This window comes from Mesorhizobium sp. B2-5-3, from assembly GCF_006441005.1.
Taxonomy (GTDB): domain Bacteria; phylum Pseudomonadota; class Alphaproteobacteria; order Rhizobiales; family Rhizobiaceae; genus Mesorhizobium.
In genome coordinates this window covers 214,293-233,206 of record NZ_VFUS01000008.1, presented here as the reverse complement: position 1 = coordinate 233,206, position 18,914 = coordinate 214,293, and the positions used below count along the sequence as shown (strand labels likewise).

Genomic DNA, 18,914 nt, shown 5'->3' with positions numbered 1-18,914 from the left:
CCATGCATCACCCTTCCACCCTCGCCATATGATCTACCCCAAATTCCTCCCATCTCGCCGGCGCCGGCTCAAACCCTTGCGGGCGCACCAGGGAAGGCACCTGGCGTGTGTCGACCTCGAAACGCTCATGCCGCCGGTCGATGGCCGGAACCGCTGATATGAGCTTCTTCGTGTAGGAATGTTTCGGCGCCGACAGCACCGAGGCCGCGTCTCCGATCTCGACGATCTGGCCGGCATAGATGACGGCGATGCGATGAGCGATCCGCTCGACGACAGCCATATCGTGCGAGATGAACAGATAGGCCAGCCCGAACTCGCGCTGCAGGTCGACCAGCAGCTCCAGCACCTTGGCCTGCACTGAAACATCGAGGGCGGAAACCGCTTCATCCAGAACGACGACCGACGGGTTGAGCATCAGCGCGCGGGCGATGCACAGCCTTTGCCGCTGGCCTCCGGAGAATTCGTGCGGATAGCGCTGCAAACTGTTCTGCGGCAGGCCGACGCGCTCCAGCAGGCTCGCCATCCTGGCTCGCGTTTCGGCGTCCGCCCGGCCGCCATTGGCGATCACCGGCTCCGCCAGGATGCTCTCGATGCTCAGCCGCGGGTTGAGCGAAGCGTAGGGATTCTGGAAAACCATCTGCACGGGCTTGGCGCCGTGCTTTGCCGAGGCCGTCCGGGCGCCGACCGAGAAGCTGCCGCGCGTCGAGCGCACCAGCCCAAGGACTGCTTTCGCGGTGGTTGATTTGCCCGAGCCACTCTCGCCGACAATGGCCAATGTCTCTCCCGGCATCAGGTCGAAGTCGACACCGTCCACGGCGTGCACCGCGCCGCTGGCATGGCTGAAGAAACTGCTCTTGAGCGAAAACCGCACCACGAGGCCGTTGACCTCAAGGGCCGGGTCCGTCCTTGCGTTCTTGTCGCGCTGCCCGTCCGTGCGTGTCGCGCGGCCGTGGGCGAAATGCGGCACATCCTGCAACAGATGCTGCGTGTAGGCGTGCTGCGGCCTGTCGAGGACCTGGTTCAGTTCGCCCTGTTCCATGGCCTGCCCGTTCTGCATCACCATCACAGTGTCGGCGATCCCGGCGACAAGGCCGATGTCGTGGGTGATGAAGATCATCGACATGCCGCTTTCCTGCTTGAGCTCCGCAAGCAGCGCCATGATCTGCGCCTGTACCGTCACATCGAGCGCCGTGGTCGGTTCGTCGGCGATCAGCAGACGCGGATTGCAGGCGAGCGCAATGGCGATCATCACCCTTTGCAGCATGCCGCCCGACAGCTGGTTGGGTGTGTATTTCAGCCGCCTTGCCGCATCGGGGATGCGCACTCGGTCGAGCGCGTCCCTGGCCGCCGCCGTGGCCTGCCGGCCGGTCAGGTCGCGATGCAGCCGGAACGATTCCTCGATCTGCGTGCCGATCGTCAGCACAGGATTGAGCGAGGTCATCGGCTCCTGGAAGATCATGCCGATCTCTGCGCCGCGAATCCCGGTCAGTTGCCGCTCGGTCGCGGTCGTCAGGTCGAAGAGACTGCCGTCGGCCCGTTTCAGCGTCATGGCGCCGCCGGTGATGCGGCCGCCGCCGAAATCGATGAGACGGTTGATCGACAGCGCGGTGACGGACTTGCCCGAGCCGCTTTCGCCGACAATGGCCAGCGTTTCGCCGTCGGCGAGATCGAAGCTGACGCCGCGCACCACCTCATTGGCTTTCGGGTGGCGGCCGAAGCCGACGCGCAGATCGCGGACCGACAGAAGCGGGATCATGCGAGCGCTCTCCGCATTCTGGGATCGAGGATGTCGCGCAAGGCGTCGCCCAAGAGGTTGAAGCCCAGAATACTGATCATGATCGCCAGGCCCGGGAAGATCATCAGCCATGGGGCGGTTTCCATCAGATTGCGGCTGTCGCTCAGCATCAGGCCGAGCGAGGCGGCCGGTGGCTGCGTGCCGAGACCGAGGAAGCTGAGGCCAGCCTCGGTCAGCAATGCCCAGGCGAGCGCCAGCGTCACCTGGACGGTCAAGGGCGCGATCAGATTGAGCAGCAGGTGCCGCGTGATGATGTAGCTGGAGCTGCTGCCGAAGGTGCGCGCGGCGTCGACGAATTCGCGCGCCTTGAGCGACAAAGCAGGGCCGCGCACCACGCGTGTGAAGATCGGCGTATAGACGATGCCGATGGCGACCACGCTGGTCCATGTGCCCGGTCCGGCAACGGTGACGATCAGCAGCGCCAGAAGAATGGCAGGAAAAGCCAGCAGCACATCCATGATCCGCATCAGCACGCCGTCCCAGCGACGCCCGAGCCAGGCGGCGGCGAGCCCCAGCACGGTGCCGGCAAGCGCGGCGAAGGCGACCGAAAGAAAGGCAACGGTGAAGGACTGGCCGACGCCCGCCATCAGCCGGCTCGCCACGTCGCGGCCGAACAGGTCGGTGCCCATCCAGTAGGCGGCACTGGGCGCATGCAGCCGGTCGACCCGGTATTGCGTGATCGGATTGTGCGGGGTCAGTCCCAACAGGCCGAGGATGGCGACCAGGAGATAGACGCCGACGATCACGCCGCCGACACGGCCGCTGCCGTGCCCGAAGATGGCGCGCAGCATGCGCATCACTGCTCGTCCAGCCGGATGCGCGGATCGAGCGCGACATAGGCGAGGTCGACCAGGAGATTGACGATCATGAAGTTGAAGGCGATGAACAGCACGCTGCCCTGCACCAGCGCGTAATCGCGCTGGAGTATGGCGTCGAGCACCATGCGGCCGAGGCCGGGCAGGGCATAGATCTGCTCGACGATGACCGCGCCGCCCAGGAGATAGCCGAACTCGATGCCGCTCAGCGTCACCACGGGGATCAGCGCGTTGGGCAGCGCATGCCGCCAGATGACGCTGCGCGCCGAGGCGCCCTTGCTGCGGGCGGTGCGCACATAGTCGTCGCTCAACACGTCGAGCATGGCCGAGCGCGAGATGCGGGTGACCGATGCGGCGAAGGCGAAGCCGAGCGTGATGGCAGGCAGGATCAATTGGCTGAGATTGCGCAAGGGATCCTGCCAGAGCGGCGCGAATTCGCCCATGGCCGGCAGCACGCCGAAGCCGGCCGACAGCGCGTAGATGATCAAAAGGCCGAGCACGAAGCTCGGCGTCGACTGGCCGATCATAGCGACGACGCGCACACCGAGGTCGGACAGTTTCTCACTATGCGTGGCGGCGTAGATGCCCGCCGGCATGCCGGCGGCGAGTGCGATGATCATCGACAGCACGGCCAGTTCCAGCGTCAGCGGGAAGCGCTCGAGGATGACGTCCAATACCGGCCTACCATAGGTGACGGAGATGCCGAAATTGCCGTGCAGGATGCCGCCGATCCAGCGCCAGTACTGGACGAACCAGGGCTGGTCGATGCCGAAATAGGCGGCGAGCGCATCGCGCTGTGCCGGCGTCAGCAGGCCGGCTTCGGTGCCCAGCATCGCGGTGATCGAATCGCCCGGCACCATCCGGATCGCCACGAAGACCAGGATCGACACGCCAAGCAGGACGAGAGGAAACGCCGCAAGTCGTCGCATCAGATAGTTCACGCGAAGAAGACCTCTCGTCTAGAGCATGATGCCGAGTGTGAAGCGGTTTTCGGACGACATCATGCTCTATCCCTTTGATCTAGAGGCGGATTCAGATTTCAGGTCGATTCAACCTGAAATCATCCGTCTCCAGGGCCGCCCACGGCTACTGCTGGATGGTAACCTTGCTGAGGCTGAACAGCGTGCCCGTCGGCGTCGGCACGAACCCGGCGACGTTCTTCTGCTGGGCGGTATAGCTGTAGGACGTGTAGAGCCAGATCCAGGGCGAGACTTCGGCGAGGTGCTTCTCGAACTCGGTGAAGATCGCCTTGCGCTTGGCCGGATCGGTCTCGGCGCGGCCTTTCTGCATCAGGCTGTCCAGCGTATCGTCGATGTAGTTGGCCACCTTCTGCAGATTGCCTGATTTGGTCCAGTAGCGGTTGTACATGGTGTAGGGGTCGGCGCGGCCGCCATTGAGCGCGATCGCCATGTCGAAATCGCCCTTCAGCCAGGCGTCGACATAGACGTTGAGCTCCATCATCTTGATGTCGAGCTTGACGCCGATCTCGGCGAGCTGCGATTGGATGACCTGGGCTTCTGCCGCCGCCGTCGGCGGCTCGCCGGTGGCGCCGATCACGGTCGCCGAAAAGCCGTCAGCAAAGCCCGCTTCCGCCATCAGCTTCTTGGCCTTCTCGACATCGCGCTTGTAGCAGAAGAGCTGGCTTGGATCGGTCGCAAGTGCTGGGATGGTCAGCGGTCCGGTGACCTTGCCTTCACCGAGCGCGGCGGTGTCCAGAACCTCCTGCCGGTCGATGGCGCAGGAGATCGCCTGGCGCACCTTGAGTTCGGTCATCGGCTTGCGTGACGGATTGAGCTGCAGCACGTTATAGGCCAGCACCGGCGCGCGGTTCAGTTGCAGGCTAGCCTCCTTCGGCACCAGCGTGGCGACGAGCGGATCGTTGAGCAGCGCGAAATCGACCTGCTTGGTGCGCATGGCGGCGAGGATCGCCGCTTCATCGGGCAGCACGCTGATTTCGATACCGTCGACGCCGGTCGCGCCGCCGGCCCATTCCTTGTTGGCGCTCAAGACTTCCTTGGCGTTGGGGTCCCATTTATCGAGCTTGAACGGGCCGGAGCCGACCGTTTTGGTGCCGATCGAGCCGGCCTTGATCTCGGCCGCCGGCACGATGGCCGCGTTGATGTCGCTCATCGCCGTCAGGATCGGCGCGTCGGGCTGCGATAAATGGAACACGACGGTTCCAACGTCCGGCGTGTCGATGCTGGCGATCGACAGGAAGTTGGCGCGGGCGGCGGCGCCTGTCTTCTCGTCCAGGATGCGCTCGAACGATGCCTTGACGTCGGCCGGAGTCACGGCAGCGCCGTCCTGGAATTTCGCCTTGGGATCGAGCTTGAAGGTCAGCTCCTTGCCGTCCTTGGAGAATTCCCAGGAGGTGGCGATGGCCGGGACGATCTGCAGGCTGGCATCGACCCGCACCAGCGGCTCATAGATCAGCTCCAGGAGCCGCAGCGAGGAAAAGGCCGTCTGCTTGTGCGGATCAAGTCCCGTTGCGTCCTGCGACCAGGCCATGTGCAGCGTCGCCGCCTGCGTCGAGACCGTGGCGATGCCGAGCATGGCTGCCAGCGTGATGCCCGACAGCAGCTTTCTTGTGAGGTGAACCATTCTCGTCTCCCATCTTTGCTTGAACCCGATGCCCTTGCAGTTTCTGCGGACCGCTTCCAAGACACACGCGCTTTGGAGCATCGGCCCAGTCTATGCGGCTTCGCGCCGTCTTGTGTAAAGCAGCTTCACGCCGTCTGGTCTCAAGCGCCTTCATGCGTCTCGTCGCTGATTGCCTTTCGCAGGAAACCCCTTGCCTTGGCGAGGGCTGCGCGCGCCTCCTCGACCTCAAGCCCGGTGATGGTCAGCAGGATCGCCAGCTTCACGTCGTTGCCGGTCCGGCCGAGCGCCTGGCGCGCCTGCGCCGCCGTGCAGCCTGTGGTCTGCATCACGATCCTGGTTGCCCTGGCGGCCAGTTTCCTGTTGGACGGATTAAGGTCCACCATCAGGTTCTGGTAGCTCTTGCCGATGCGGATCATCGAGGCCGTGCTCAGCATGTTGAGCACCAGCTTCTGCGCCGTTCCGGATTTCAGCCGCGTCGAGCCGGTCAGCACCTCGGGACCGACGACCGGCGAGATGGCGATGTCGGCAATGCCTGCTATGGTCGATGCCGGATTGCAGGACAGGGCGACCGTCGTTGCCCCCACCTGCTTGGCATAATTCAACCCGCCGATCACATAGGGCGTGCGCCCGCTGACCGCGATGCCGACCACCACGTCGTCCGGGGTGAGCTTGATGTCCTGCAAGGCCCTGGCGCCCATCTTGGGATCATCCTCGGCCCCTTCGGTCGAGCGCACCAGCGCGTCGGGCCCGCCGGCGATCAGGCCAACGACCATGCCTTCCGGCACGCCGAAAGTGGGCGGACATTCCGAGGCGTCGAGCACGCCCAGCCGGCCGCTGGTGCCGGCGCCCATATAGATAAGCCGAGCGCCTTTCTGGAAGGCGAGGACGATGCGGTCGACCGCGGCCGCGATGTCCGGCAGCACCTTTTCGACCGCTGCCGGAACCACCCGGTCCTCGTCGTTGATCTTGCGCAGCACATCGATCGTCGGCAGCAGGTCGATGTCCATAGTCCGCGGATTCCGGCCTTCGGAAACCAGCCGGTCCAGCTCGGACATCAAACCTTGCTCGCTCATCCCAGTGCTTTCAAATCAGTGCTTTCAAAAATCAGGCCGCTCAGCCTGTTCGGAAGTGGTTCCTCTTTGGCTCCGGCACACGCGTATTTCGTTATGCTACCCCGTTTCGTTAACGTCTTAGAATTCAATATTCGTTCCGTCAACGGAAAGATGGAATAAATTATTCCTTCCGCGCTAATGCTTGCCGAGTGACCTGCGGGCAAGAATGATCGCCCCGGAAACCGCGTCGCCATCGGCGGCTTTCAGGCGCCGGCGAACGTCGGGTGCGAGCCATGGTTCGAGCGGACTGGCGAGCCCGCCCAGCAGGGCCACGCGCGGCGCGCCTTTTTCGAACAGAACCCGCACCAGCGTGTCGATCTGTTCGGCGGCCTTTTGCACGATGCGCCGCCCTGCCGGATCGCCTTGGTCGGCGTGGCGCATCACCATCGGCGCCAGGGCCGCATAGTCGGTGGCGCTGGCGCGGTCCATCCAGGCCACGGCTTGCATCGGGTCGTTCTCGAAACGCTGCATGACTTCCGCCAGCAGTGCCGTGCGCTCATGCCGGCCGTCATGGGCGCGCAACGCCAGCTGCACGGCCTTCAGCCCGAGATCGGCGCCGCTGCCTTCGTCGGAGATCGGAAAGCCATAGCCTCCGGCGCGCAGGTCGCGGCCCTCGACGAAGCCGAGGCCGATCGAACCGGTGCCGGCGATGACGATGGCGCCGTCCTGGCCCGAATGCGCGCCGAGGCAGGCGGCGACGCCATCGCTGACGAAATCGATGCTGGCAAAGGGATGCGCGATCGCCCGCAGCGCCTCCAGCGCGCCCTTGCGGCCGATCCCGGCAAGGCCGATGCCGGCGTGAATTCGGGCGCTTTCCGCCGCGCCGAACCCTGCCTCCTCGATCGCCGCGCCAAAGGCCTTGGCAACCGACGCCCAGGCCGTATCGATGCCGAGCCGCGTCGACGCCGGACCGGAGAGGCCTTGTCCCAGCACGGTTCCCTCGGCATCCTCGACGCGGGCGCGACAGCCGGTTCCGCCGCCGTCGACGCCGAGAAAATAATCGGAGCGGCCGTTGTTCATGCGCTCAGCCGCTCGATGTCGGCGCCGCACAGACGCAGCTTGCGGTCCAGTTGCTCATAGCCACGGTCGAGATGATAGACCCGGTTGATGGTCGTCCCGCCCTCGGCGACCAAGGCCGCCAGCACCAGCGACACCGAGGCGCGCAAATCGGTGGCCATGACTTGCGCGCCATGCAGTTTCTCGCCGCCGCGCACCAGCGCGGTGGTGCCTTGCAGCTTGATGTTGGCGCCGAGCCGCATCAGTTCGGGAACATGCATGAAGCGGTTCTCGAAAATGGTTTCGCGCAGCAGCGACGCGCCCTGCGCGCAGCACATCAGCGCCATGAACTGCGCCTGGAGATCGGTCGGAAAGCCCGGATAGGGTTCCGTCGTGACGTCGGCGGCCTTGAGCGGCCGCTCGCGCGACACGATGAGCCCGCGGTCGCCCGGCCAGACGCCGACGCCGGTCGCCTCCAGCAGTTGCACCACCGAGGCCATGTGCTCGAGCCGGGCATGCGTCAGTTCCAGTTGCCCGCCGGTGATCGCCGCGGCGATGGCATAGGTGCCGGCCTCTATCCGGTCCGGAATGATGTCGTGCCTGGCCGCGCGCCAGTCCGTGTCGCCGGCGATCAGGATGCGATGTGTGCCGGCACCTTCGACACGCGCGCCCATCGCGTTGAGGCAAGCCGCGAGGTCGGCCACTTCGGGCTCGCGCGCCGCGTTGAGGATTTCGGTTTCGCCCTTGGCCGTGGTCGCCGCCATCATGGCGGTTTCCGTCGCCCCGACCGACGGCGAGCTCAGGACGATGCGCGTGCCGGTGAGCCCGTTCGGCGCCGAGGCGACGATCAGCCCGTTCTCGATGGCGATGCGGGCGCCCAGCGCCGCGAGTGCGGCGACATGCATGTCGACCGGCCGCGCGCCGATAGCGCAGCCGCCAGGCAGCGAAACCCGCGCATGGCCGAAACGGGCGAGCAGCGGCGCCAGCACCAGCACCGTCGCGCGCATCTTTCTGACGGTGTCGTAGGACGTCTCCCTGGAAACGGCGGCACGGGTGTCGATCGTCGCGGCATGGGCCGATCGCGTCACCTCGGCGCCGTGCAGCCGCACCACGCCGAGCATGTTCTCGACGTCGGTCACATCGGGCAGGTTGGTCAGTTCGAGCGGGTAGGGGCTTAGCAGCGCCGCCGCGATCTGCGGCAGAGCGGCGTTCTTGGCGCCCGATATGGTGACCGCGCCTTGCAGTCTTTGCCCGCCGACGATGCGCAGTCTGTCCATGGCTGAAACCTTGTGCGCCGGGCCGCGTCCGGGCGCGGCGCTCTCGAAAGCTGTTCCCGAGCTCAATCCGGCCCGCTTGAGAATTAATTCCGCGTTCTTGGCTGTCAATCGAAATTGGAATAAATTATTCCTTGGCCGTGCGGCTGGACGCCAAAGCGCAAGGGGGATCATGTCCGTTCTGAACAGGATCAATGCCAAGCTCGACGGCATGGCGCCCGGCGATCGTGAGATCGGCCAGTACATCGTCGAAAATCCCGAGGAGATGCTGCGGCTGTCGACGGCTGCTCTTGCGGCTGAGATCGGGCGCAGCCAGTCGAGCGTCGTCAAATTCAGCCAGAAGCTCGGCTATGCCAGCTACCAGGAGCTCAAGCTCGCCGTCAGCGAAGCCAAGGCGCGGGAATGGCAGGTGCCGGCCGGTATGATCCACGGTTCGATCGAGGTCGGCGACGGCTACCAGGTCATCCTGAAGAAGCTGATCGGCAGCAAGCTTCTGTCGATGGAGCGGACCGTCGCCGCCAACAGCGAGCGGATCATCTCCAGGGCGCTGGAATTGCTGGATGGTGCGCGCCGCATACATCTGGCCGGCGTCGGCGCCTCCTCGCTGGTGGCGCGTGATTTCTCCTACAAGCTGATGAAGCTTGGCCGCAATGTGCTGCATGACAGCGACAGCCATATCCAGATGGCCAATGCCTCGACGCTCGGGCCTGACGATGTGCTGTTCGCGCTCTCCCATTCGGGCGCCAGCATCGAAACCTTGCGCATCGCCGAGCTCGCCCGCAAGCGCGGCGCCGTGGTGATCGCCGTCACCGGCCTGCACGACAACCCGCTGGGCCGCGTTGCCGATATCTGCCTCTACACCATCGCCGACGAGGAGCGTGCGCGCTCATCGTCCATCACCGCGCGCGATGCGCAGCTGACGCTGACCGACCTTCTGTTCATCCTCCTGGTGCAGAAGCAGCCGGACGCCAATGACTACGTCCACAACAGTGAGGCGGCGGTCTCGGTGCTGAAGGCCGAACGGTCTTCCTGACATGCCCGGACCGCGTCAGCCCTGGCGCGGCACGCCCCTGGCAAGCAGGTAGACGAGATACGGCCCGCCAAGCAATGAGGCGAACAGGCCGACAGGCAGTTCGTACGGGAAAGCCGCCATGCGCGACAGCCAGTCCGATATGGTCATCAGCAAGGCGCCCAGAAGCATCGCCCCGGCAAGATGAATGCGTGCGCGCCAAAAGCCGAGGAGCCGGGCAAGGTGCGGCGCGATCAGGCCGACGAAGCTCAACGGGCCGACGATCAAAGCGGCCAGCGCGGTCAGGAGCGCGCTGACGACGACCAGCATCAGCCGCCCGCCGGCTACGGGCACGCCAAGTCCGCGCGCACTGTCGGCCCCGAGCGGCAGGATGTCCAGCCAGCGCGCGGCAAGAAAAAGCGGCGGCGTCAGTGGCAACAGGCAGGCCAGTGCAACGGATGCGTCCAGGGCGGTCGCCTGGCCGGTCGAGCCGCTCAGCCAGCGCAACAGCATATAGGACTGTGCATTGCCCATCGCGATCGTCGCGGTGATCAGCGCGCTACACAGCGCGCTCATGGCAATGCCGGCAAGCAGCAATCGGTCGGCGCCGAACTTTGCCTTGGCGGCGATGGCCAGCATGGCGGCCAGTGCCGCCAGTGAGCCCGCGGCCGAGCCGGCGAGCTGCCAGCCGAGCCCGGTCGTTGCGCTGACCGTCAGCACGGCGGTCAGACCGGCGCCCGCGCCGGTGCCGACGCCAAGCACTTCGGGGCTCGCCAGAGGGTTGCCGGTAACGCGCTGGATGACCACGCCCGCCGCCGCGAGCATCGCGCCGGCGGCCGCGGCCACGCCGACACGCGGCGCGCGCCAGGAGACGAGATCGGCCAGCAGGTCGCAGCCGGCGATCGACCACCCTGCCGGTCCACGCCCGACGACGAGAGCCAAGGCGGCGGCGGCAAATGTGAGCGCAAGCAGGACGAAGATGATGAGCCATGGCCGGCGAGCCTTGCGCGGTGCCGCGCCATTGGAACCGAGATGCGGCCATTCGAACATGCGCAGCCTCGGCAACAGCCACAGCAGCAGTGGGCCGCCCAGAAGCGCGGTTCCCGCGCCGGTCGGAATGCGCTCGCCGCCGGCTCCGGCGGCGAGCTGGACCAGCCCGTCCGTCAGCCACAGCAGTACTGCGCCGATCAGCGGCGCGGCGACCAGCTTCTGCCGCAGGGTGCGCGCGCCCGAAAGCGTGGCGAGCGCCGGCGCGGCAAGGCCGACGAAACCGATTACGCCGATCTGCGCCGCGACAGTCGTTGCCATCCACACCGCAAGCGCGATGATGAGAAAGCGGCTGGTGTGGCGGGCAACGCCAAGGCCGCGCGCCGAGGCGTCGTCGAGGCCAAGGATGGTCAGCGGCCGCAGCAGCATCAGCGCCGCGGCGGCGCCGGCCGCCAGCCTGATCGTCAGGGCGATAGCCGGTTGCCAATCCTGCTGCACCAGCGACCCGCCGCCCCAGATGAACAGCGAGAACAGGTAGTCGCCATTGGCGAGGATCAGCGCGGCGCTGACGGAACTCGCGGTCAGCGCCACCATCATTCCGGCGAGCACGACCGACACCGGCTCCAGCCCGCGCCGCCAGGTCAACGCCAGCACCAGCAGCACAGCGGCGGTGCCGCCGGCAAAGGCCACCAGCCCTTGCGATCGCTCCATCAGCAACGGCGCGTAAAGCGAGGCGAGCGTCATCGCCAGTTGCGCGCCGCCCGAAATGCCGAGCGTCGATGGTTCCGCCAGCGGATTGCGCAGCACATGCTGCAACAGCAGGCCGGACAGGCCGAGCACGGCGCCCGCCAGCACCGCTACGACGGCGCGCGGCAGCGAGCTGTAGAACAGGATGACATGCTGGAGATCGCCCGGCACCGATGCCGGCTGCTGCATGCCGACGCGCCATGCGAACAAGAGTGTGGCCAGCCCCGCGAGCAGGCCCCACAGGATGATGGGCGACCGCGCGCCGCCGATGGTGCGGTGAGGCATCTCGCTCCGGGCCATGGCGCGCTCCGTCACGAAGCATGACCCGCAAGCGCCGCCGTCGCCAGCCGCGCGAAGCGGCGCGCCGACGGCAGGCAGCCGAAATGGTTGATCGCTTCGAGCACCGCGACGCGGCCTTTGCTCACGGCCGGCAGCGCGTTCCACAACGCATTGGTGGGAAGCGAGCGCCCGACATCCGCCGGCAAGGGCGAGACGATCAGGATGGAGGCCTCGGGCACCCGCGCCAGCGCCTCCAGGCCAACGGGTGCTGCCGCGCTGTAACTTGTCTCTTCGGACCAGGCATTGACCAGGCCGAGCCGTGTGAGCACGTCACCGAACATGGAGTCGCGGCCGAAGGCGCGGAAGTGCCTGGAGTCGCCGAGGCTGATGACAAAGACCGGCCGTGCGGACCTGGTTGGCATGGCGGCGCGACGCCGCGCGATGTCGTCGGCGGTGTCGCCGACGTAACGCTTCGCTTCGGCCGGTCGTCCGAGCTTTTCGCCCAGGGCCAGCGTCGCTGCCTCGGCGAGTGCGTAGGGCGGCACTCCGGCCTCGTAGACGGTTTGCGCGAACACCGGCGCGATGCGCTCCAGAATCGGGCGTTGGTACTCGTAGAAATTGGAGATGACGATCAGGTCCGGCGCGACGATGCGCAACAGCTCGTAGTTGGGCGTGCCGCGCAGTCCGAGATCGGTCACGGATTGGGGAATTGCAAGCTCGACCGCAATCCTGCGGAACTGGATCAGTTCGGCCGCCGCTGCCGGCTCGATGCCGAGCGCCAGAAGCGTTTCCAGCATGCCCCAATCGATCGCGGCAACATTTGTCGTCGTAGTCCTGCCGGCAACCGGCGGCAGCAAGGCCGCGGCCGTTAGCGCAAGCACCTGCCGTCTGTTGGGGGGATGGATCATCGCCGGCGGGTTCGGTCCATGATTACCAACTCGTGTGCGCCTTCAGCTTGAAGGAGCGGCCTTCGCCGTAGGAGCAGGTGAGCGTTGTCTGGCAGCTCGACACATACGTCTTGTCGAAAAGGTTGGTGATGTTGAGGTCGACGCCCCAGTTCTCCTTCTCGTAGCCGAGCTTCAGGTCGGCCAGCGTCACCGCCGGAACCTTCGCCGTATTCTCATTGTCTGCCCATGAGGAGCCGATATAGCGCAAACCGCCGCCAATCGAGATGCCGTCATACCAGTCGCCACGGAAGGTGTAATCGACCGATGCGGAAGTCATCACTTCCGGCACGATGAAAGGCGTCTTGCCGATGAGCGCCGGGTTGGCGTCCTTGGTGATGTCGATGTCGTAAGCTGTGAATGCACCGGTAACCTGGAAATCCTCGGTCACGTTCACCTTGCCTTCGAGCTCGACGCCGCGTGAACGCACCTCGCCGGTCTGCATCTGGGTGAAGGGAGTGACATTCGACGGCACGTTCTGGCGGGTCAGGTCGAACAGCGACAGGGTGAACAGGCCATCGACGAAAGTCGGCACGTACTTCACGCCGACTTCGTACTGCGTGCCCTCTTCCGGCTTGAACAGATTGCCCATCGCATCGGTGCCGATGATCGGATTGAAGAAGGTGGCGATGCTGGCATAGGGGGTTACGCCGTTGGCAAACTCATAGGCCAGGCCGGCGCGGCCGGAGAAGTCGCCAACCGTGCTGCTCTGCGTGCTGGAGCCCGCCGAGTAATAGGTCGGGCGGTTGTCGGCTTCGAGCCAGCCACGGTCGTAGCGGCCGTTCAGCGTCACCAGCCAGCCGTCGCCGAAGCGCATTTGATCCTGTGCATAGAAGCCAAGCTGTTTCTGCGTCAGGTCCTGATTGAGATAGCTGACGCGAGGTGTCAGCGGCGAACCGTACACCGGATCGAAAGCGTCGATTGGATTGTCATAATTGGGATCGTAGAGGCCGGACGACTGTACCTGGTCGATGTTGTAATATTTGAAATCGACGCCAGCGAGGATCGTATGTTCGATCGCTCCGGTCGCCACCTTGCCTTCGATCTGGTTGTCGGCGAGGAACGTCTTGGCCGTGGTGTCATGATCGAAATTGATCCGCGCCAGCTCGGTCGGCCCTCCGATCGTTGACCAGCCGTTCGGATAGACGCTGACCTCGTTGATGTCGGCGGCGGTGAAACGGGCGCTGGAGCGAACGGTCCAGTCATTGTCGAACGTGTGCTCGAACTCGTAGCCGAGGGAGCCCTGTTCGCGCTTGTAGAGATCGATGCTCGGCTCCGTGAAGTTCGCATCGGGATCGATGCGGCCATAGTTCACGCCGCCGACAATGTGATCGACCACGGTGCCATCGTAGGGCAGGAAGCTGCCGCCATTATGGTTCTCGTCGATGTGGCTGTAATTGGCCAGTATGGTTAGCGTGGTCGCTTCGTCTGGCTTCCAGCTAATGCTCGGCGAGATGAAGCCGCGCCAGCCGTTCTGCAGGTCGCTGTAGGTATCGCCGCCGGCGACCTTGCCCGTCATCCGGTAGCTGACCGTGCCGTTGCTGGCGACATCGCCGATGTCGAAGCCGAGATAGACATTGCCGGCATCGTTGATGCCGGTTTCGACATAGCGCGTGCGTTCGAAATCCGGGCGCTTGCTGACATAGTTGACCAGGCCGCCCGGATTGCTGCCGCCATAAAGCACCGAGGCCGGCCCCTTCAGCACTTCGATGCGCTCAAGGCCGAAGCTGTCGACATAGAAACCGCCGAAACCATAACTGAACAGCTGGAGGCCATCCATGTAGGTGCCGGTGGCCGTTGCATCGAAGCCGCGAATGTACATCCAGTTGGTGTCGCTGTCGGGACCGAAGGGTTGGGCAAAGACGCCGGCGGTGTAGCGCAGCGCCTCGTCAGCTTTCTGTGCACCCTGATCCTCGATCTCCTGCCGTCCGACCACTGAGACGGATTGCGGGACCTCCTTGATGTCGGTCGCTGTCTTGGAGCCGGTTCTGGTTGTCTTGGCGACGACGCCGTCGACCGGCCCGGTCGCGCTGTCTCCGGCCTCGCCCTCGACCACGACCGGTTCGAGCTGGGTGCTGGATTGCGCCGTCTGCGCGAACGCCGGCATTGGCGGGATCGTCGCGGCAGCGGCGACGCCAGCCGCCAGAAGCGCCTTGATCCGGTAAATTCTGCTCATCAGGAAAGTCCCCGCCTGTCGTCGTTGAGATACTTGATGGTTTACCTCAACTTATCAACGGGTCATTGGACTGATTTGGGCGGCTTGTCCATTCTTGTCCAAACCACTGATATCGCGGTGCCGTGTTGCGGAAATGTCACCGGCGGCCGGCGCTCTTCATCCACGCACCCGGGGTCAATCCGACCACGGACTTGAACACGCGGGTAAGGTGCGCCTGGTCGAAGAAGCCGGTGGCCTGGGCGATGTCGCCAAGCGAGGCAGCCTCATGCGCCATCATCGCCTTTGCCCTGTCGATCCGCGCCTGCATCTGCCAGCGATGCGGCGGCACGCCCGTTGCTGCCTTGAAGGCATGGCTCATCGCGGTTTCGGACAGGCCGGTCAGCGCGGCAAGATCAGCAAGGCGGATCCTGTCCAGGCAGTGGGCGTCGATGTAATCCGTGACGAGGCGCAGTTTGCGGCGGGGCAGGGGCGACCGGCGCCTGGCGGCACTTGGCCGGTCTATCTGGAAAAGGCATGCGAACAAGGCGTTGAGCAGACCTTCGCCATAAAGATCATGCAGGTTCCACTCGCTGCCGCATTCAGCGGCGATAAGCCCGGCAAGCGTAGCGATCCGATCATCGCGAAACTGGAGGCGCGATATCTGCAAGGCATCGCGATCGAGGCTGCGGCCGAAGCGGCGGGTCAGTGTCGCCGCGTCGAAATGCAGGTCGAGATGCCTGATCCGTTTGAGTCCTTCGACGCGGCCGCGGATCGGCACCCCGGCCGGTATATAGGCTATGGAAAACGCTTGGTTGTGGCGGCGCGGTTCGCCCTGGGCGCCTTCGACGACGAAGGCACCGTCGCCGTCGATATCGAGAGCGACGAACAGCCGGGGGTCGGGAGAGACGTAATAACCCTCGGCATTGTCACCGCATGAGACATCCCAGAGGTCGGCGACGACGCCGTCCCAGACGTGCCATTTCAGCTCGCCGATCACGGCAAATCCCTGAATCCGGCTCTCCATGCGCGCGACGAAGGTCAATTCTGCTTATCCCGGGCATAAACATGATAGAAAAGATCATGTTTATGCCCGGTCAGCGACAGCACCGCAAGCCCTTGCGTTCGAAGGTCGTGCTGAACCGACGCCGCTGCTGGCGGTCAGCGCAGCCTCAGACGCTTTCGAGATAGGTCTCGATCTCGAAGTCGCTGACGTTGAGCGCGAATGTATTCAGTTCCTGGCGTTTGCAGGCGATGAAAGAGTGGCGCAGGATCGCCGGGAAGATCTCCGCCACATGCGTCCCGCTTTCAAAGGCCGCGATCGCGGATGCCCAGTCCGGCGGCAACTTGGCCGGGGCAAGGCCTTGCCCATCATTCCCGGTTGGGTCGCCCGGTGACATCTGCCTTTCGATGCCGACCAGTGCCGCGCCCAGTATGGCGGCAAGCACAAGATAGGGATTGGCGTCCGCTCCCGACACGCGATGCTCGATCCGGCGCGCACCAGTCGGGCCGCCGGGAATGCGGATCGCGACCATGCGGTTCTCGTAACCCCAGGCGACGGCGGTCGGCGCGTAGGATCTCGGCCGGAGCCTGCGGTAGGAGTTGAAATGCGGCGCGAACACCAGCGTGCTCTCGGCCATCGCCGCCAGCAGTCCGCCGACAGCGTGGCGCATAATGCCGGAGCCCTGGTCGGTGCCGTCGTCGAAGACGTTGCGCCCGTTGGCGTCGACAAGGCTGAAATGGACGTGGAAGCCGTTGCCGGCTCGGTCGCCATAAGGCTTGGCCATGAAGCAGGCGGCAAAGCCGTGCTTGCGGGCAATGCCCTTCACCGTGCGCTTGAACAGGACGGCGTCGTCGGCCGCCCGCAGCGCGTCCGCGACATGGTTCAAATTGATCTCGAACTGGCCGACGCCGTTCTCGGCAATGGCGGTATCGACGGGAATGTCTTGTGCTCGGCAGGCTTCGTAGATGTCGTGGATGAAGGCCTCGAAGTCGTCGATCTCGTCGATTGACAGTGCCGCGTCGGAATCCAGACGCCGCCCGGTGACCGGCGAGACAGGCCCGACCGGTCGCTGCGATTGCGGGTCTACAAGATAGAATTCGAGCTCGGTCGCGACCACAGGCGTCAGGCCCAAAGCCTTGTAGCGGTCGAGGATACGGGCCAGTGCCCGCCGGGGATCACCGAGATACGGTGCGCCGCCTTCGTCGGCGAGCCAGAGCGGGATGAGGGCGGTCGGATGCGCCGTCCAGTTCACCGGAAGGATGCCGCGGCCTGTCCATTGGCACAATCCGTCTGCGTCGCCGGTCGAGAACACCAGCGCGTTGCCTTCGATATCCTCGCCCCAGATGTCCAGCCCGATCAGCGAATAGGGCATGCGCAGCTTGCCCTCCAGTGCCTTGCGCGCCTGCTCGACGGGGATGCGCTTTCCCCGCATGATGCCGTTGAGGTCGCACACCGCGGCCCTCAGGCTCTGGATGTCGTTTCGGCTCTCAAGCCAGTTCAGAACGTCCGCAATTGCATCGCCCAATTTCCAACCTCTGGTTTCGAAGGTGCCCGAGCCCTGATCGGCCGCGCTGTCCCTGGTAAAAATGGCTTGTGAGTTTTCGGGATCCATATCTGGCCGCAGCCGGATGTTTCCCTATTTATTCAAGTCATTAGCTGGGATGTCGGGAGGCATTTCAAAACCAGTTGCGCGATCTGCGACCGAAACATAGAGGCAAGAGCGTGGAAAGCCAAGGCTCGGCATCGGGCTCGGCGCGCGCAGGGTGAAGCCGGGATGCCGGCATCACTCTCGGGCATGCGCGGCCGTCGTGGGGATATGAAACGTCCCTATCACAAATCTTGACCTTCCCCGCACTTGCACCTCTGGCCGCTCTCTGGCTTTTTGGGACACCCATCCGAGCGGACTGATTCGTCACGCCGCTCTGCGTCGATTGCCGTTTTGCGGTGTGATCGATCTGGCGGGGCGTGAAGCGCGAGCGACTGGCGAAGGAGAAGAGGCATGGCCGAGTTCAAGAAGCCCGAGATCTCCGAGATGAGACCCAAGATCACCGTTGTCGGCGTCGGCGGCGGCGGCGGCAACGCCATCAACAACATGATCGCCGAGCAGCTTCAGGGCACCGAATTCATTGCCGCCAACACAGACGCGCAGGCACTCACCATGTCCAAGGCGACGCGGCTGATCCAACTCGGCGCGCATGTAACCGAAGGGCTGGGCGCCGGATCGCTTCCCGAGATCGGCCGCGCCGCGGCCGAGGAATCGCTGGACGAGATTATGGACCATCTGGCCGGCACCCACATGTGCTTCGTCACCGCCGGAATGGGCGGCGGCACCGGAACCGGCGCCGCGCCGGTCATCGCCCAGGCGGCGCGCAAGGCAGGCATCCTGACGGTCGGCGTCGTCACCAAGCCGTTCACTTTCGAGGGCAGGCGCCGCATGCAGATGGCCGAAGAGGGCATCGAGCGGCTGCGCGAAAGCGCCGACACCGTGATCGTCATCCCCAACCAGAACCTGTTCCGGATCGCCGACGCCAAGACCACATTCGCCGATGCCTTCGTCATCGCCGACCGGGTGCTCTATGCCGGCGTCAGCTGCATCACCGATCTCATCGTCAAGGAAGGCCTGATCAACCTCGACTTCGCCGACGTCAAATCGGTGATGCGCGGCATGGGCCGCGCCATGATGGGAACCGGCGAGGCGTCAGGCGATAGCCGGGCGATGAAGGCGGCGGAAGCCGCCATCGCCAACCCGCTGCTGGACGAAATGTCGATGAAGGGCGCCAAGGGCGTGCTGGTCTCGATTTCCGGCGGCCGCGACATGACCCTGTTCGAGGTCGACGAGGCCGCCACGAGAATCCGTGAAGAGGTCTATGAAGACGCCGACATCATCGTCGGCGCCATCTTCGACAAGAGCATGGAAGGCCGGTTCAGGGTTTCGGTGGTGGCCACCGGCCTCGACCGCGGGCTCGGCGTGGAAGATGCCGATGCCGGCATGCCGCACGACCATTCCATGCCATTCGCGGCGCGGACGTTGCAATAGGCGCTGCTCGCCGGCGGTCTTGGCCGCTGCCGGGCACCTCGACGTCGCCGGCGCACCACCAAGTTCAGCCTGGAGCTGATCACCCGAAAGCGGCTTGCCGAATGGTGCGATCCGCTCACCGGCGAATGCTGGGCGCCGCCGCTTCACCTGGACGGCGGCGACG

The 18,914-nt window shown here is 64.9% G+C and carries 14 protein-coding genes; 2 read left to right on the top strand and 12 right to left on the bottom strand.

Going from position 1 to position 18,914, the window contains the following annotated elements; all coding sequences use genetic code 11:
- Positions 1–7: 7 nt before the first annotated feature.
- The 7 genes from FJ867_RS20455 to murA form a co-directional block, all read right to left on the bottom strand.
- Positions 8–1,756: an ABC transporter ATP-binding protein gene (locus tag FJ867_RS20455; RefSeq protein WP_140663195.1), complete on the bottom strand. Its 1,749-nt coding sequence runs from the start codon at positions 1,754–1,756 to the stop codon at positions 8–10.
- Positions 1,753–2,592, bottom strand: coding sequence for an ABC transporter permease (locus FJ867_RS20450; RefSeq protein ID WP_140555523.1), 840 nt, complete (start codon positions 2,590–2,592; stop codon positions 1,753–1,755). The genes FJ867_RS20455 and FJ867_RS20450 overlap by 4 nt, the downstream gene beginning before the upstream one ends.
- The gene (locus FJ867_RS20445; RefSeq protein WP_140663190.1) at positions 2,592–3,551 is read right to left on the bottom strand and encodes an ABC transporter permease; all 960 of its coding nucleotides are present in this window, start codon (positions 3,549–3,551) and stop codon (positions 2,592–2,594) included. The genes FJ867_RS20450 and FJ867_RS20445 overlap by 1 nt, the downstream gene beginning before the upstream one ends.
- 145 nt (positions 3,552–3,696) lie before the next feature.
- Entirely contained in the window at positions 3,697–5,211 is a 1,515-nt protein-coding gene (locus FJ867_RS20440) for an ABC transporter substrate-binding protein (RefSeq protein WP_140818409.1), read from the bottom strand.
- Positions 5,212–5,351: 140 nt separating this feature from the next.
- The gene (gene murQ / locus FJ867_RS20435; protein WP_140672693.1) at positions 5,352–6,284 is read right to left on the bottom strand and encodes an N-acetylmuramic acid 6-phosphate etherase; all 933 of its coding nucleotides are present in this window, start codon (positions 6,282–6,284) and stop codon (positions 5,352–5,354) included.
- Positions 6,285–6,458: 174 nt separating this feature from the next.
- A complete protein-coding gene (locus tag FJ867_RS20430) occupies positions 6,459–7,343 on the bottom strand; it encodes an N-acetylglucosamine kinase (protein ID WP_140562070.1) in 885 nt (294 codons plus the stop codon).
- Positions 7,340–8,596 (bottom strand): UDP-N-acetylglucosamine 1-carboxyvinyltransferase, encoded by a 1,257-nt coding sequence (gene murA / locus FJ867_RS20425; protein ID WP_140685225.1) that lies wholly within the window; start codon positions 8,594–8,596, stop codon positions 7,340–7,342. The genes FJ867_RS20430 and murA overlap by 4 nt, the downstream gene beginning before the upstream one ends.
- Positions 8,597–8,765: 169 nt before the next feature.
- Here murA and FJ867_RS20420 point away from each other — a divergent pair, with 169 nt between their 5' ends.
- A complete protein-coding gene (locus tag FJ867_RS20420; RefSeq protein ID WP_140818407.1) occupies positions 8,766–9,626 on the top strand; it encodes a MurR/RpiR family transcriptional regulator in 861 nt (286 codons plus the stop codon).
- Between the two features lie 15 nt (positions 9,627–9,641).
- On the opposite strand, the gene fhuB is transcribed toward FJ867_RS20420, so the two are convergent.
- The 5 genes from fhuB to FJ867_RS20395 all read right to left on the bottom strand — a co-directional run bounded on the left by fhuB (position 9,642) and on the right by FJ867_RS20395 (position 17,239).
- Entirely contained in the window at positions 9,642–11,636 is a 1,995-nt protein-coding gene (gene fhuB, locus FJ867_RS20415; protein WP_246675090.1) for a Fe(3+)-hydroxamate ABC transporter permease FhuB, read from the bottom strand.
- A gap of 11 nt (positions 11,637–11,647) precedes the next feature.
- Positions 11,648–12,496, bottom strand: a complete 849-nt coding sequence (locus FJ867_RS20410) for an iron-siderophore ABC transporter substrate-binding protein (protein WP_246675089.1) — start codon at positions 12,494–12,496, stop codon at positions 11,648–11,650.
- 49 nt (positions 12,497–12,545) lie between these two features.
- The gene (locus FJ867_RS20405) at positions 12,546–14,735 is read right to left on the bottom strand and encodes a TonB-dependent siderophore receptor (protein WP_140818403.1); all 2,190 of its coding nucleotides are present in this window, start codon (positions 14,733–14,735) and stop codon (positions 12,546–12,548) included.
- 136 nt (positions 14,736–14,871) lie between these two features.
- Positions 14,872–15,756, bottom strand: a complete 885-nt coding sequence (locus FJ867_RS20400) for an AraC family transcriptional regulator (protein ID WP_181165159.1) — start codon at positions 15,754–15,756, stop codon at positions 14,872–14,874.
- Positions 15,757–15,883: 127 nt separating this feature from the next.
- The gene (locus FJ867_RS20395) at positions 15,884–17,239 is read right to left on the bottom strand and encodes a glutamine synthetase family protein (RefSeq protein ID WP_140555515.1); all 1,356 of its coding nucleotides are present in this window, start codon (positions 17,237–17,239) and stop codon (positions 15,884–15,886) included.
- A 474-nt stretch (positions 17,240–17,713) separates the two neighbouring features.
- Here FJ867_RS20395 and ftsZ point away from each other — a divergent pair, with 474 nt between their 5' ends.
- Positions 17,714–18,751, top strand: coding sequence for a cell division protein FtsZ (gene ftsZ / locus FJ867_RS20390; protein WP_140762541.1), 1,038 nt, complete (start codon positions 17,714–17,716; stop codon positions 18,749–18,751).
- The last annotated feature ends 163 nt before the right edge of the window (positions 18,752–18,914 follow it).

Bases quoted from the DNA above. Each gene is read 5' to 3' on its own strand.
- fhuB (WP_246675090.1), bottom strand. From the start codon at position 11,636: ATGGCCCGGAGCGAGATGCCTCACCGCACCATCGGCGGCGCGCGGTCG.
- FJ867_RS20440 (WP_140818409.1), bottom strand. From the start codon at position 5,211: ATGGTTCACCTCACAAGAAAGCTGCTGTCGGGCATCACGCTGGCAGCC.
- murA (WP_140685225.1), bottom strand. From the start codon at position 8,596: ATGGACAGACTGCGCATCGTCGGCGGGCAAAGACTGCAAGGCGCGGTC.
- FJ867_RS20455 (WP_140663195.1), bottom strand. From the start codon at position 1,756: ATGATCCCGCTTCTGTCGGTCCGCGATCTGCGCGTCGGCTTCGGCCGC.
- murQ (WP_140672693.1), bottom strand. From the start codon at position 6,284: ATGAGCGAGCAAGGTTTGATGTCCGAGCTGGACCGGCTGGTTTCCGAA.
- FJ867_RS20430 (WP_140562070.1), bottom strand. From the start codon at position 7,343: ATGAACAACGGCCGCTCCGATTATTTTCTCGGCGTCGACGGCGGCGGA.
- FJ867_RS20405 (WP_140818403.1), bottom strand. From the start codon at position 14,735: ATGAGCAGAATTTACCGGATCAAGGCGCTTCTGGCGGCTGGCGTCGCC.
- FJ867_RS20450 (WP_140555523.1), bottom strand. From the start codon at position 2,592: ATGCGCATGCTGCGCGCCATCTTCGGGCACGGCAGCGGCCGTGTCGGC.
- ftsZ (WP_140762541.1), top strand. From the start codon at position 17,714: ATGGCCGAGTTCAAGAAGCCCGAGATCTCCGAGATGAGACCCAAGATC.
- FJ867_RS20420 (WP_140818407.1), top strand. From the start codon at position 8,766: ATGTCCGTTCTGAACAGGATCAATGCCAAGCTCGACGGCATGGCGCCC.